Source organism: Fundicoccus sp. Sow4_F4 (genome assembly GCF_052116145.1).
GTDB lineage: Bacteria > Bacillota > Bacilli > Lactobacillales > Aerococcaceae > Fundicoccus.
Genome location: NZ_JBQKLQ010000004.1, coordinates 255,061 through 270,210, shown reverse-complemented (window position 1 = coordinate 270,210; position 15,150 = coordinate 255,061). Strand labels below are relative to the sequence as shown.

Sequence of the window (15,150 nt, the reverse complement as noted above, 5' to 3'; positions counted from 1 at the left end):
GCTGCTGGGCGTGGGTGGAAAGTGCAAGCAATCTGTCGTAGTTATTCTAAATAAATTAGTGTGTGTTGTTTTGTTTTCGGTCCCAGAGCGGGATGTAAAAGTAACTCAATAAAGCGGCGGTCGCTAACCACGTGCCGGCGACCAGTAACCACGTGAAGTTAAAGCCTTGGATGAAACTCCAGACCAGGGCATAGAAGGCGGTTTGAATGATAAATATGATCATCATCGTTGGCTGGAAGGCTTGATACTGCTTGGCGATTTGTACTGGGTATAGTTGTTGGAATGGGTGTGCGTCATAGTAGTGAATCAGCGGCACCAATTGGACGACGGTTAGTAAGTGGCCGATTGCTCCTAAAATCATGGCCATGTATAATTGGTCGACTAAAAGGAGCATAACAGCGATAAATAACATCACACGTAGCCAAACGCCGCTATAGGCATTGTTGCGAAACAGCATACGTAAGTACATATAACTGCCTCGGTTGGCTAGGCGTTTGCTTAGGTTCTCCAATAGGCCGTCGAGAAAGGCGCGTCGTTTGACAGAGGGGACCAAATGTGGCACGTCTGCAAAAATGGCGATCCATTTGTAGAAGGTCGATTCGCGGGCCGTTTCTTGTTCGATGACATATTCAAATTGGATTAAACGTTGCTCACGCTGAGTCAACGCCCACAAAACGTAAGCGCTTAGGCCAATTAGCACGATACCAAACATTAAGATATGCCAAGGTCTTGATGGTAATAAAAAGCTACTTGTCAAGACTAGCACAAAAGCCAAGGTGTGGTGCCATTGGTTCAAGGGTTGTTGGATTTTCCCTAGGCCTAAGGTAAAGATATTTAAGTAAATTAACACAAAGCTGAGAACTTTAGCCAGCGCTAAGTAAACGCATAGAAGTAACAATTGCTCGCTAGACCACGAGGTCACCAAACTGATAAATGGTGACAGTAGTACGACTGCTGCCAGTAAAATAATGACAGGCAGAATAACTGCCAAGAGTGTGCCCTTCAGCCAATAGGCATGCCACTCTTTGCCGCGAGCAAATAAGTAACTTTTATCCGAGTCCTTCGTTAGCCACATCGGTTTACCTAATTGAAAACAGACGGCCAAAATGATGACGGCAATCACAATAATCGGCAAACGAATACTTCCTGTGTCCATGGCTTGCAAACGAACGAGTTGTTCGCGGTAAAAGAATGCACCAAAGCCTAATATGACAAACAGTATAATTGAGAAATGATCGTTAAAAATTAAGCGGCCGTATTTGCCTAACTCTTTGGCAAACTGCGCGAAACGCTTTTGCCAAAGTTGCGCTAAACTTGTCATACGCTGCCACCCGCCTCAGCCGCTAAGCCCTCTTCAGCAATCATGACATACAATTCGTCTAAGCTAGCATCTGGTCGTTTAAGCTGCGCCTGCATCTGTGTGAGGTCACCGCTGGCAATTAACTCGCCTGCTTGCAACATTAGAAAATGGTCGCATAAAGATTCCGCAATACTTAGGACGTGGGTTGTAAATAGAATCGCGCTGCCAGCTTCGGCCCGCTCTTTTAATAATTGCGTGAAATGTTTGATCGCTAATGGATCGAGTCCTAAGAAAGGTTCGTCGATAATCAAAACGCGTGCGTCCGTCACTAAGGCACAAATAACCATCACTTTCTGCTTCATCCCTTTAGAAAAATATGCCGGGAACCAGCTCAAATGTTTATCTAAACGAAATAATGTTAACAAAGGCTCGGCCCTTTCCATCACTGTCTCTATCGGTATGCCGTACCCTAAAGCAGTCATTTCTAAATGTTCTTTTAGAGTCAACGCTTCATATAAGATAGGTGTTTCAGGGATATAGGCCAACTGTTTGGCATAAGCCGCATGATCCGCTTGTAAGCTCTTGCCGTCAATCGAGACCGAGCCTTTTTGTGGTGTCAATAAACCTAAAATTGTTTTTAAAAGAGTTGATTTTCCGGCACCGTTCAAACCAATTAGTCCAACGATTTCGCCAAATTCAATGTCAAAATCTACATTTTTCAAGACGGGTACCTGACGGTAACCACTAGATAGCTCTGTAACTTTCAGCGTCATAACTTCCTCCTGTGTTCAGTGCGTTTGCCACAAGATCTTGGCACGTTCACTTTTTCAATAGTCACATTATATCACAGAAAGCCATTGCAAGAACTCCATATGATTATTTTTTGCTTAGGAAGTCAAGCACTTGATCAAATCCGCGATTTGCCAAGGACTCAAACCATCCGTTTCAATCTTCACATCAGCCACTTCCTCGTATAACACCAGCCGCTGCTGATATAAAGCCTCTAACTCCTGGCGACTTTTCTGCTTAACAATCGGCCGACACACCAATGGATCATTGACGATGCGTCCGTACAACAAGTCAAAACTACTAGCCAAACACACAACATTCGCCTGCTCTTTCAACAAAGCACGCACCAACTCAGTCTCCACACAGCCACCACCTGTCGACAGAACGCCTGCCTGGCCCAAATGCTTCTGCAAAATTTCCAATTCCAACTGACGAAAACCGGCTTCGCCCCTTTCTTTGAAAAGATTTGGAATAGTCATCTCGGCTTCGTCAGAGATTGCCGAATCCAAATCAAGAAAGGCTAATCCTAGCTTCTTCCCCAGTAAGCGTCCAATGGTCGTCTTACCGGCACCCATAAAGCCAACTAAAATCATTTGCTCCTTCTCCTTTCTAGTGTTTGCTTATGAAGCGGTCTTTAGAATTTGTTGGAACAGGGCCGCTTCATTAATTGCCTGTGCTGCGTGCGAAAGTCTACTATTTCTCTGTCGTATGAATAAATCACACATCAATGGAACTCTTACGTAAGGGTGGTTCTAGTCCACCTTCGCAGTCTTTTACTTTATCCCCTCGCTCGGCTTCTCCAGACTTTCAATCGTGTCAAAAAAACTAGGATAGCTAATGTTGACGCAAGAAGCATCTGCTAGATGAACCGTTCCTTCCTTAACTAAAAGAGCCGCAATTTGTAACATCATGCCGATACGGTGATCGCCAAAACTGTTCACATCTGCCGCTTGCAAGTCAGTCTGACCGCGAATTAACCAACCATCTTCGGTAGGTATAATGTTGGCCCCCATCGCATTCAGTTGAGAAGCAACTGCTTGAATGCGGTCCGTCTCTTTGACCTTCAACTCTTCGGCATCACGAATCATCGTGACACCATTGGCTTGGGTCGCCATTAAAGCAATCACTGGCAATTCATCAATCAAGCGTGGAATGATGCTGCCTTCAATCACCGTGTTCTTCAATTGGCTACTGCGAACGGTTAAGTCAACACTAATGCCATTATCACGCGGCTCAATTTTCAAATCGCCTCCCATCGCCTGTATGACGTCCAATATACCCGAGCGCGTCTCATTGAAGCCGACATTTTCAATCTTAATTTCCGTCTCTGGAAGCAACAAGCCTAAAGCTAAAAAGTAAGCAGCTGACGAAATATCTCCCGGCACCTCAACCCTTTGCCCGGTGAGTTTCTGACCGCCACGAATGCGAATCGCTTTACGCTTAACCTCCACATCGACTCCAAATAAACGCAACATTTCTTCCGTATGATTACGGGATAAAACTTTCTCGATAATGGTCGTTTCGCCTTCTGCTTGCAAAGCGCCTAACATGATGGCTGACTTCACTTGGGCGCTCGCGACCGTCATTTCATAGTCAATCGCCGTCAACTTGTCGACCGGCTGAATTACTAAAGGCGGTAGCTCGGTTTCAAGATAACCCGATAGTGAAGCACCCATTGCTCCTAAAGGCTCCATCACGCGTCCCATCGGTCGTTGATTCAAGGAGGCGTCTCCAATTAATTGACTTTCAAAAGGTTGCCCAGCCAAAAGGCCCGTTAATAAACGCATGGTCGTACCGGAATTACCACAATCTAATGGCTGCTTGGAGGCTGTCAAACCAGACCAACCACGCCCTTCAATCACAATCTCATCACTTTCAAGATCTTCGTTTATCTCCACTCCCAATTGGCGCATAACCGCAATCGTTGCCAGACAATCTTCCGCTTTTAAAAAACCTGTCACACGTGTTTGCCCTTCAGCTATTGAACCTAATATAATACTGCGATGTGAAATTGATTTATCGCCTGGTACCGTCAAACGGGTTTGGATACCTGCCAAATGTGTTCTTAATTTTCTGCCCTTTGTATTGGGGGCATCCATCGTAATCGAAGTCTTAGTGAGATTGACTCGTTTACCCGTTTTTCCAGAAGCGCCACTACTTGCTTGATTAGTTTCCTGGCTGGTAGTCGACCCATTCCCCATATTTTCTAGTTTTCTTGTCATCGCTCAAGACTCCTTGTCTTCAGTGTTTTCCTCTAATACCATTTGACTAGTTTCAGCTTTGTTTGCTGGCTTCGCTTGGCTTTGCGCCTGGGTTTTATTGTGAACCTTGGCACTTCTTGTGGCACGCTGAGTTTCTTTATCAGCCTTGGCATCTGCGTGAGCGGCCCAATCCGTATTTACTACATCCCCTTCACCAATTTGTTGCCACATATCCGGATTCTTGCTGTATGCTCGGTGAGCTGCCACCGCGCGTTTCAACTCCCCATAGCTATCATGTGGAAATTTCTCCAGTACTGCTTGGGCGAGCTCTAGCGCCACCACTGCTTCAGCCACCACACTGGCTGCAGGAACCGCCGTCGTATCACTACGCTCAATACTCGCGTCATAAGTTTCTTTCGTATAAATATCCACACTTTGCAGCGGACGATATAAAGTCGGAATCGGCTTCTTGACACCACGCACAATCACCGGCATGCCATTCGTCATTCCGCCCTCAATCCCACCTAAGTGGTTACTCAAACGATAAAAACCTCGCTCTGGACTATAAGCAATCTCATCCATCACTTCACTACCAAAACGACGGGCTAACTCAAAACCATCGCCAATCTCAGCCCCCTTAAAGGCATTAATACTGACCATCGCTTGGACTAAACGACCGTCCAACTTCTTATCCCATTGTGTATAGCTTCCTAACCCAACCGGAAGTCCCGTCGCAATCACTTCCACAACACCGCCCAGTGTATTACCCGCTTTCTTGGTCTCATCAATCTTCGCCATCACTGCCGCTTCTTGAGCCGAATCCACCATCATCACAGGTGATTTCGATACACGTTCACGCAAGTCAATCAAACTCAACTCAGCCACATCCGCCTCGCAGACGATGCCACCAAGCTCACGTACATAAGCTGCCACTTCAACGCCCAAGCCTTCCAACAATTGACTTGCTACCGAGCCTAATGCCACCCGCATCGCCGTCTCGCGTGCAGACGAACGTTCCAAGACATTCCGTAAATCCGCATGGTGGTACTTTATCCCACCCACTAAATCCGCATGTCCCGGACGCGGACGATGAACCGCTCGACGTAACTTCGCACGTGGATCCTCTAAAGGTTCAATCCCCATCACACTCTGCCAATTCTTAAAATCTTTATTGGGTAAACTCATCGTCACCGGCGAGCCTAAAGTCAAACCATGACGCACACCAGACGTAATCTGAATTCGATCTGTCTCAATCTTCATACGATTGCCACGCCCATAACCACCCTGGCGACGCGCCATTGCCACATTAATCTTCTCCACACTGATCGGTAACCCCGCAGGTAAACCCTCGATAATCGTTGTCAACACAGGGCCATGAGACTCACCCGCTGTAATAAAACGTAACATACTACTCCCCCTAATCTAAAAGTTCACCCAGCACCCACTCAACATCCAACTCTCCAGACGTGAATAAAGCATAATTCACCGCCGCCTGTCCCACCAACATATGTAAACCATGCAAAGTCACACAGCCTTGCTCTTGGGCCACACGCAAAAACTCCGTCTGCAAAGGATTATAAACAATGTCACACACCAAAGCCCCTTTTTTAAACAACAGACCTTTAGGTAGAATAGTCTGCTGGCAATTTGGCGCCATACCAACACTCGTAGCCTGTACCACAATATCACTAGCTAAAAGCACCCTCTCAAGAAAGTGCCGGTTCGATAAATCAACCAGCTTTATTTGCACACCGTAATCTTTCACCAATCTATTTATCAGCTCTTTAATTACCAATGGCCGTTCCAGATCACGGCCAACAATTACCAATTCTTGAACCCCTTCTAGAACTGCCTGCACCATCAGAACGCCTGCCGTATTACCTGAACCAAAAATCAACACCTTTTCTTTAACTAACTGATAACCTTTCGCTTTGACTGCCGACCAAAAGCCAATCCCATCCGTGTTATAACCTTTCCAACGCCCATTATCTAAAACCAGCGTATTGACCGCTTGAACATAATTGGCCGTTTCATCCAATTCATCCGCACAGGCTAAGGCTTCATCTTTACAGGGCATTGTGATATTCAAGCCCTTAACGCCTAACTGTTTAAGCGAAGCTATACTGGCTTGTGTGTCTTCTTTAGTCACTTCAAAAGCGAGATAGACACTATTGATTTTAAAGCGACTAAAGGCCTGATTGTATATCGAAGGGGACTGAGAATGCTTAATCGGTGAGCCGATTACCGCATAGAGGCTCGTTTCACCATTAATTCTTTGTTGACACATCCGCATTCCACTCCTTTTCAAACCACTGACTAAATTCCACAACTGGCAACTCGATCAATTCACAGCGGCCAAAGTCGCTTGGTAAGACTATTGTCATTGTATGCCTGCGCCTTTTTTTATCATTCAACATGGCTTGATTTAAGTCTTTTGCCGAATAAACATACGGCCCTTCCAATAAATGATAATCATCTAGTAACTGTGTGAAGTTAGTCAAGTAATCCGGTGGCAATTCTCTTCTTTGCATCGCCATTTGCAAAAACAGCTGCATGCCCGTCGCAATTGCTCGCCCATGACTAATTTCATACTGGCTGACTTGTTCCAATGCATGACCTAGAGTATGACCGTAATTTAATAATTGCCTTAAGCCTTGATCAAATTCATCTTCTACAACGACAGAGCTTTTCATTTCAACACAAGTTTTTACTAAGCGCACTAGTTCTGGATCTTGTGCTGTCAGTGGTTGCTCTCTAGACATCAGCTCTTGTAATAAACTTGGCTTCATAATCATTCCATATTTAATCAGTTCGCTACAACCCTCTTCAAAAATTGCTGCAGGCAAGGTTTCAAACGTAGCAACATCACATAAAACAACACTTGGGTGATGAAAGGCCCCTACCAAGTTTTTACCTTGCGGTAAATCGACGGCCGTTTTACCGCCAACAGACGAATCAATCGCCGCTAATAAAGTCGTAGGTATTTGTATAAAATCAATGCCACGCAAATAGATACTTGCGACAAACCCAACTAAATCTCCAATCACACCACCGCCTAAGGCTATCAGACAATCTTGCCTTGAAAAGTTTAAGCTAGCCAACATCTCCACTAATTCTTCTACATTCGACAGCGACTTTTGCCTTTCTCCAGGAGGGAAGACTTTAACGTGACTAACCTCAGCCACACTTTTGATAGCATGAGTGACTCTGGATGCATAGCCTTGTTCAGCTACATGCTCATCTGTCACGAGCAATACTTTTCGATTTTGCACTTGGTTTTTAATTAAGTCCCCCGCTCTATCTAGTAAGCCGTGACCAATTAAGACGTCATAACCTTGTTCAATCGGGATACGAATTTTCTCCAAGGTGTGACCCTCCTTCATTTTTGGGCCAATCATCGATTGGCTATCCTCGTCTTATAAAGTCTTCATGAATTGATGTAACTTCCAAACCTTTTCAGTCAAGGCGGTAAATTGGTCTGGGTACAATGACTGTTCCCCATCCGACACAGCCTCTTCGGGATGTGGATGAGTTTCAATAATTAAACCATCTGCACCTGCTGCTACCGCTGCTAAGGCAAGTGACTCAATCATATCGCGTTTACCAGCCGCATGACTTGGGTCAATCACAATTGGTAGATGACTTAACTTCTTAATCGCTGCAATGGCTGATATATCTTGAGTGTTACGAGTCATCGTTTCAAACGTTCGAATCCCCCGCTCACATAAAATCACATGTTCATTTCCTTCGGACATGATGTATTCGGCACTCATTAACCACTCTTGAATGGTTGCTGACAAACCACGTTTCAGCAGTATAGGCTTACTTGTTTTTCCTAACTCTTTTAATAAGTCGAAGTTTTGCATATTACGTGCCCCTACTTGAAACATATCGACATTGTCGAACAGATCAATTTGATCAATCGACATCACTTCCGATACCACTGGCATTCCTAAATCCTCGCCAACTTCACTCAATAACTCTAAACCAGATTGACCCATTCCTTGAAAAGAGTAGGGCGATGTTCTCGGTTTGAAGGCTCCGCCTCGAATCATGTTGGCTCCGGCTGCATGTACATAATTAGCCGTTTCTTGTAACTGCATTGGACTCTCGATTGAACAAGGCCCACCAATCATGGCGAAATGTCCACCCCCAACTTTCACATTCCCAACTTGGATAATGCTTGCTTCAGGATGCAACTGTTTACTCGCACGATGGTAAGGCATTTGAATTTTTTCTGTGCGAACCACTCTTGGCAAGCGTCGAATAATTTCTAACTTGTCTTCCGTAATCACACCATACAACAATAAAGAAATATCCGGACGGTGCGGTAATTCATTGACCTCGATTTCTAAATGCTTCAATTGGCTACAGATCTGTTCAACTTCGATTTTTTTAGTTAATGGGTTTAATGTAATAATCATTATTTTTTCCTCCTCAAATTTAGAACATCGTCAGCGACCGATTGATTAATGGATACAAAAAAACCTAGCCCCACTAATCACGGTGTGTGACTAGCGTTGCTAGGCTTTTAAAGTAACATTCGATAAGTGCCTCTTATACTGCAGGGGCTAGTTAGTCAGAAATGTTTAGTTAAAAGGTCCTATTTGAGTGCAACACAAATCACTTTTACTGTTATAAAAATAAAAGTAAAAGTAGTTAAAATATGTAAAGAAAGCTGCACTCGTCATAGACTTCATAATCATTTCCTCCTAACTTTTTTTGATAATTAGAATTTATCATTAAATTCTAATGGTGTCAACCATTTATACTCATTAACTTTTAATCCAAAACAAAAAGCGCTTCGCAGCGCCTTTTACTTTGTCATTTTTTATATTTTCTATCTGTTAGAAATTAAGCTTTGGTTAGACCCGTAATTGTTTTCCAGACTTCAAGGGCTGTTTCTAGTTTCGATAATTGTTCCAAAGCTCGCTTTTCATTGTGCTTGCCAAGGATTGTCACGCGATTCGTGTCGACATTGAAGCCAGCGCCTGCTTGCGACACGTCATTGGCAATAATCCAATCAGCGTTTTTCTTTTCCAGTTTGGCACTCGCATATTCCAACAAATTCTGAGTTTCAGCCGCAAAGCCGATCAAAGTTTGATGTGTTTTTCTCGCACCCAAGCCAGCCAGTATGTCCGGATTCTCAACCAATTCGATGGTCCTTTCGTCACCGGTGTCCGATTTTTTCATCTTTTCCTGATGGGAATTCGCGACGCGGTAATCACTGACAGCCGCCGCCTTGACCACAAAATCTAGTCCCTCGAAAGCCGCCTCAACCGCCGTTTGCATATCCTTGGCACTTTCAACATAAGTCACACCAATCCCTAAAGGTAGTGTTAAATTTTTATTGGTCGACACCAACTGGACCTGAGCACCGAGCCAAGTCGCCGCACGCGCCATCGCATATCCCATCTTGCCAGAGGAGTCATTCGAAATATAGCGAACCGGATCGATGCGCTCAATCGTGCCGCCAGCCGTAACGAGTACTTTTTTTCCTGCTAAAACTTGTGGCAATTCTGTTTGCGCCAAGACCATCTCGGCTTTCTCAAGGATTCTTTCCAGTTCTGGCAGACGCCCTTTACCGACATAGCCTTCCGCTAAAAAGCCCGTATCAGGTTCCATCACCGTGTAACCGTCCGCAGCCAACTGAGTAAGATTACGCTGTGTTGCTGGATTATGGTACATATTCGTATTCATCGCCGGCACAATTAAACGTGGACAATGCACTGCTAAGAGCACACTGCTGACAATGTCATCCGCCAAACCATTGGCCATTTTCGCAAAAATATTTGCTGTCGCCGGTGCTACAATCGCTAAATCACACCAATCGGCCAGCTCGATATGTTGCACACTCGTTGGATCGTGCTCATCAAATATATCTACAAGCACATGATGCTTCGTCAAGATTTGCAAAGTCAGGGGCGTAATAAATTCTTGTGCGCTCTGGCTCATCACCACACGCACTTGTGCACCTTTTCTTATCAGTTGTCTCGTAAACTCGGCCATCTTGTAACTCGCAATGCCACCAGTAATAAACAAACCAATTTTCTTATTTTCTAACATCTTTTACACCTACTTATGTATTGTTCCCTCCATTGTACCCCACTTAAGAAGTCCGACGCAATGCCAACCCCCTTGGACACAATAGGACGGATAATCCGCCAACAGATCAAGCATGAACCGATTGGCTATTGTAGTGTGCCAGTAGGTTCATTTGGCACCCGATTTTGGATTGTCTAACTAAAAAAAAAAGCGACTTGCTTACATTAAAGGGCGAGTCGCTTGAAAGCATGTATAATAAATTATTCTTCATCCGAAGAAGCTGATTCGGTCATATCGTTCATTGACCTTTCTTCTTTTTCGACCGTCTGATTGTGAAATTATTGGCTGAGATTAAACAAGTAAGAAGACGGTTGATCACTGCAGCTTGAACTATTCACAATGAAATGATAAACGACTTCCTGTTGTTGATTGAATAGCGAAAATTCATACATCATGTCATCAAATCCTGCAAAACTTCGGAAGGATAAACTCGTATAAGTTTCGCCTTTAAAGCGACTGTGACTGATGCCGGCGAAAACTGGTGCTAAAGACACTAGCTGCTCAAGGCGTTTGCCAGGTTCGCTATAGCTGATCGCATCTTCTTCTGATAAAACATTTTTCGCATTGAAATTCATTGTGACACTCGATAAGCCTACATATTCTAAATGGTCATCTCTAAAGTAGACAATAATTTCTGCCAAATGGTGTTGGCTCGTGTTGTCGCCGGCCGGTCCATCAAAGACATAGAATAAATAACTGACCTGTTCGACTTAAGTAGATTATTCTAGCATAACTTCCGTTTCAATACTTTCTAAAACATCCTCCATCTAATTCAATTATACGGTTCTCAGACCTATGAAGACAATGTTATGAATAGTAATAAACTTGAAGAACTTGCCGGCTTGCTTATGTTTTCTGCTGGTTTAATTACATTAAACCAGCAGATTAATGCCGGTCGTTTCGAATAAAAAAAGAACGTCGCAACGAAGAAAATAAAAAATAAGCTAGGAAAGAAAAAGGTGCCGGTCGTGGGTGCATCATAACAATTTATTTAGGGGCAATCTTGTGTTGAGTAGAGGATCGAGACCGTTATTGTTGAAGTTGAAGCTTGCTTTCTCAAAGAACGAGCCGCCTCTTCTCGCAAGGTTGGCACGATTGAACAACTTACAGGTCAGACGCTTAGAGTACCCCACCCCACTTTCTAACCAAGCCAGTAATTAAACACACGAATAAGGATTCTAAAGTCTAGGTAAATCAACCTTTAGTTGCTCATTTGTTTTATTATAAAAAAAGCTCCTGAGCAAAGTCAGGAGTGAGTTTGTTTACTTAAGCTTCAAAATCAACGCGTTTACTTAGTGGATACATGACGAATGCTGTGACTAACATAGCAGCTGCTTCAGAAATTGCTAGGGAAAGATAAGCGGGCCAAAAGGCAGCTTCCGCGCCAACAAATAATAACATGGCAGCAATCGGTAGCATTTGAATAACAAAGGCAATTGCCATCACAATGTATTTAATAATCATAGGATCAGCTTTCAAGCGACCAGTTTTTTGCAGTAACTTAACGAGCCATTCGGCAGTCCAACGGCCTAGCCATAGGAAGACAAAGGTTGCGGCACTTCCGACAACCATATCAATTGGCCCAAATTGGAAATAATTCACGAGGAACACTCCGGCTGTGACCGCATAAATATAGCGACGATTGTAAAGGCCTAGGTAATTCAAACCTTCTGATATTCGAAATTGAACGGGACCAAATGCGACTGGGGCAACGAGCAGCGTCAAGACGATGTATAAAGCGGCCACTAAACCAGCTTTCACCAAACTTTGCGCATTAGAGCTCGCGTAACTACTCTTTTGATGATGACTTGTCATATTTATCATTCTCCTTTGTAGGTGTTTACACCTATTACTAACCACGACCAAAGGAAGAGAGTAAGTACTCTGCTGAAGTGTCGTGGTGCCGTTCGATCATCACTCGAACAACGCACTTTAGTTTACCACTCACACAGATTTTTGCAAGGTGCTTGTTACCCAGTGGTGGACTGCTTGTGCGAGGTTTATGGAATCAAGAGGTGGCATGTCTCGACAAGTGAGTTTCGAAACTCCATCAGCCAAACACTACATAAGCCACTCCTTCACGCCCCTTTTCCTCACAAGGTCGCAGCCCATTAATATTCTCCAGAAAAACAAAAAAAAACGCCCAAATGGGCGGAACAATCATTGACCCGACTAAAATAAAAGGTTGGTATTCGAAATTTTGTCGGGAGTTTAGTGATTGGGAAATTTTGGTCGAATACCAACCGAGTGCTGCTGTAAATCTTTAGAACCTACGAGAGAGATTTACAAATCAGTAGAATGACTTCTAACTGACTATAACCCTATTATAACTGTTTGTGAATTATTTGTCAAACTTATTCTGAATATATTCTGTTTTAATTATAATGTTCTAATCATCTTTACAATGACGATTACCGATTAGTTTTAACGTCATACACATATAAATAGCCTTACTAGCCAGACTGTAATAAGGCTATCTTGTGATTTAATCATCATGTTCAATGCTGAGAATATCTCCTGTCAACGCAGCAATTTCTAAAGCAACTTCGCGATTAGAATCTTTATCTTCTATTTTAATATCCCAACATACAAGGGCTTGGCCCTCATCATCGTCCTCATCATTATCCCAATCTAATGTCCATTCGGTTATTTCGCCAAAGCCTGCTTCAGTTAAGGCAATCTCGTTAATTTCATCGATACTTAATAAGTCGTCTAATGGTAAGGCTCGTTCGTTGTCATTCTCTCGGTCCGTTTCACGTTCGATTACTTTTTCTTTTTCTGTGTCATAATCTAATTCATATTCATGTTGACTATCTTGACCAGTCAATTGAATGTCATAGTGACCCTCTTTTTCTAACTCGATGTCTATTTCAATTAATTCTGCGTCTGGAAATTCTTCAGTGAATAAATCCATGGCAGTGTTTAAGTATTCAGCTAAAGGGCTCAAATGTTCTTCATCCTTTATGACAGTTTCTGTTTCTGTACTCTCTTTTGATGAGTCAGTTTGTGCCATAACTACCGTGCCAAAGACACCGACAAATAAACTCGCAGATAAACTCAAGGACACCAATTGTTTGAAGTTACTTTTTTTCATACAAAATTCCTCCTATTTCGTTTCCATACACAGATTGAAAGCAAGCGCCTTGCTTTCATTACGTCTAATTAAAGTATAGAGAAAATATTTTTTGCTTGCAATTTCCTTGCTTGGTTAGACAACTGTTTTTCCTTCGTGCGGCGGGTCTGTAACCTGTTTCAATATTTCTTCCTTGAATGGCACCGTAGGATTAACAGCGCTTTTTTGGTAAAGAGATTATTATCGAAATTTGCATTTTTAATGCATTTTCCCTGCTTTTAATCTATAATAATAGGATAGTTACAATATTTAAGTAAACCTTAAGATGAGACGTATTATAAATGCTTATAGCTAGCTAAAGAAATCACTAGCAATCAGAACTTGCAACCATCTCGCGTCTTATTGTTTAATAGATGTAATATAAATATTAAATCATTCACTAATGGCACGAGGGGGACATTACAATGCTTACTAAGAAACAGAAACAACAAAGCGCTATGATTCTTGATCAGATCTATGCGAATGGCCCGATTGCTAGGGTTGAGTTATCACGCAAGCTTGGCATCACTCCCGCTACCTTGACAGAAATCACTCATTATCTGCTTGATCGTAAAGTTATTTATGAAGTTGGCGAAGATACAGATGACTATCATGTTGGACGAAAGAAAATTCTTTTGGATATCACACCTCAATACGCCTATTTTTTAGGTATCGAATTTTATCATAATTTTTTCAGCATGTGTATTACTGATAATAAAGGAACTGTCTTTGCACAGCAGGTGGTTGAATTTTCACCAGAGGAACTGAACGTGAATTTCACTTGGACGAGGATTTTAAATACCTTAGCAAGCTTCCGTGAACAACACGCTCAATTTACACTCACCTCTATTGGCTTTTCATTACCGGGTTTTCTGGACAGTGAAAATAAAGTGCTTGTTACAGATCACCCTTTCTGGAATTCACTTAATCTGACTGACTTTGAAAATGCGGTTGATTTGCCAGTCTACTTCGCACCCTTAACGAATTCACTGGCGATTGCACAGCGCATTTTTTCAACTGAGACTGCTATAGATGATTTTATTTTCTTACATATCCGCAATAAAATTGTGACGGCTTATATGAAAGATGGCCAGTTAGTTGAAAACCAAACACCTTACGTCGCTGAATTAGGCCATACGACGTCCAATCCACAAGGTGAGGTCTGTTCGTGCGGCAAGAGGGGGTGCTTGCATACTTATTCGAGCGAGGAAGCAATTCTTCGCAAATCAAAAATGATTTATGAAGTGTCCGCCAATTCTTTCTTTCATAACATTGTAAAAGATCAATCGCAAATTGATATGAATGCCTTCATTAAAGCTTACCGTTTAGGTGATGATGCGACCATGACGATTATCAAGAATGCGATGAAATATCTGGCGATCACCTTGGAAAATTTGACCATGATGATTGATATTAATCATATTTATGTTCATGGCACACTCTTTAACACACCAGAATTTACTGATATTCTGAATAATAGTCTTGCAGAAAATTCTTCACCTTATCGCAAGCTTCACCGTTTGAATTATACACTCGTTCCCTACAAGCAAATTAACGGTGCCATCAGTGCTTGTGCTCACAGTGTGAGAGAAACAATTATTCACGGCTTTTAATTACAGCCATATAAATAACCGTTTCGAAAA

Annotated in this window: 12 protein-coding genes and 1 pseudogene; 1 reads left to right on the top strand and 12 read right to left on the bottom strand. The window is 42.8% G+C overall.

Translation table 11 applies throughout. The annotated features are described in order from the left end of the window. Nucleotides 1-55 precede the first annotated feature (55 nt). The 12 genes and pseudogenes from ACTQ5J_RS08225 to ACTQ5J_RS08170 form a co-directional block, all read right to left on the bottom strand. A complete protein-coding gene (locus tag ACTQ5J_RS08225; RefSeq protein ID WP_441752255.1) occupies nucleotides 56-1,321 on the bottom strand; it encodes an ABC transporter permease in 1,266 nt (421 codons plus the stop codon). Then, a complete protein-coding gene (locus ACTQ5J_RS08220) occupies nucleotides 1,318-2,073 on the bottom strand; it encodes an ABC transporter ATP-binding protein (protein ID WP_441752253.1) in 756 nt (251 codons plus the stop codon). Before ACTQ5J_RS08220 ends, ACTQ5J_RS08225 begins: the two co-directional genes overlap by 4 nt. A gap of 114 nt (nucleotides 2,074-2,187) precedes the next feature. Next, nucleotides 2,188-2,682: a shikimate kinase gene (locus ACTQ5J_RS08215; RefSeq protein WP_441752251.1), complete on the bottom strand. Its 495-nt coding sequence runs from the start codon at nucleotides 2,680-2,682 to the stop codon at nucleotides 2,188-2,190. A 180-nt stretch (nucleotides 2,683-2,862) separates the two neighbouring features. Next, nucleotides 2,863-4,188 (bottom strand): 3-phosphoshikimate 1-carboxyvinyltransferase, encoded by a 1,326-nt coding sequence (gene aroA, locus ACTQ5J_RS08210; RefSeq protein WP_441752296.1) that lies wholly within the window; start codon nucleotides 4,186-4,188, stop codon nucleotides 2,863-2,865. A gap of 339 nt (nucleotides 4,189-4,527) precedes the next feature. Next, nucleotides 4,528-5,697: pseudogene (gene aroC, locus ACTQ5J_RS08205) on the bottom strand (chorismate synthase); the annotation flags it as partial. A gap of 10 nt (nucleotides 5,698-5,707) precedes the next feature. Next, nucleotides 5,708-6,577 carry a shikimate dehydrogenase gene (gene aroE / locus ACTQ5J_RS08200; protein WP_441752249.1) on the bottom strand — a complete coding sequence of 290 codons (870 nt, stop codon included), beginning with the start codon at nucleotides 6,575-6,577 and terminating at the stop codon, nucleotides 5,708-5,710. Then, nucleotides 6,558-7,655: a 3-dehydroquinate synthase gene (gene aroB, locus ACTQ5J_RS08195; protein ID WP_441752247.1), complete on the bottom strand. Its 1,098-nt coding sequence runs from the start codon at nucleotides 7,653-7,655 to the stop codon at nucleotides 6,558-6,560. Before aroB ends, aroE begins: the two co-directional genes overlap by 20 nt. A gap of 51 nt (nucleotides 7,656-7,706) precedes the next feature. Continuing rightward, nucleotides 7,707-8,714, bottom strand: coding sequence for a 3-deoxy-7-phosphoheptulonate synthase (aroF, locus tag ACTQ5J_RS08190; RefSeq protein WP_441752245.1), 1,008 nt, complete (start codon nucleotides 8,712-8,714; stop codon nucleotides 7,707-7,709). Between the two features lie 430 nt (nucleotides 8,715-9,144). Further along, nucleotides 9,145-10,356, bottom strand: coding sequence for a bifunctional phosphopantothenoylcysteine decarboxylase/phosphopantothenate--cysteine ligase CoaBC (gene coaBC, locus ACTQ5J_RS08185; protein ID WP_441752243.1), 1,212 nt, complete (start codon nucleotides 10,354-10,356; stop codon nucleotides 9,145-9,147). 317 nt (nucleotides 10,357-10,673) lie between these two features. Beyond that, nucleotides 10,674-11,036: a hypothetical protein gene (locus tag ACTQ5J_RS08180; RefSeq protein ID WP_441752242.1), complete on the bottom strand. Its 363-nt coding sequence runs from the start codon at nucleotides 11,034-11,036 to the stop codon at nucleotides 10,674-10,676. A gap of 625 nt (nucleotides 11,037-11,661) precedes the next feature. Next, nucleotides 11,662-12,210: a QueT transporter family protein gene (locus tag ACTQ5J_RS08175; RefSeq protein WP_441752240.1), complete on the bottom strand. Its 549-nt coding sequence runs from the start codon at nucleotides 12,208-12,210 to the stop codon at nucleotides 11,662-11,664. A 670-nt stretch (nucleotides 12,211-12,880) separates the two neighbouring features. Then, nucleotides 12,881-13,489 (bottom strand): PepSY domain-containing protein, encoded by a 609-nt coding sequence (locus tag ACTQ5J_RS08170; RefSeq protein ID WP_441752238.1) that lies wholly within the window; start codon nucleotides 13,487-13,489, stop codon nucleotides 12,881-12,883. A gap of 443 nt (nucleotides 13,490-13,932) precedes the next feature. Here ACTQ5J_RS08170 and ACTQ5J_RS08165 point away from each other — a divergent pair, with 443 nt between their 5' ends. After that, on the top strand, nucleotides 13,933-15,120 hold the full coding sequence (locus ACTQ5J_RS08165; RefSeq protein WP_441752236.1) for an ROK family transcriptional regulator: 1,188 nt from the start codon (nucleotides 13,933-13,935) through the stop codon (nucleotides 15,118-15,120). The last annotated feature ends 30 nt before the right edge of the window (nucleotides 15,121-15,150 follow it).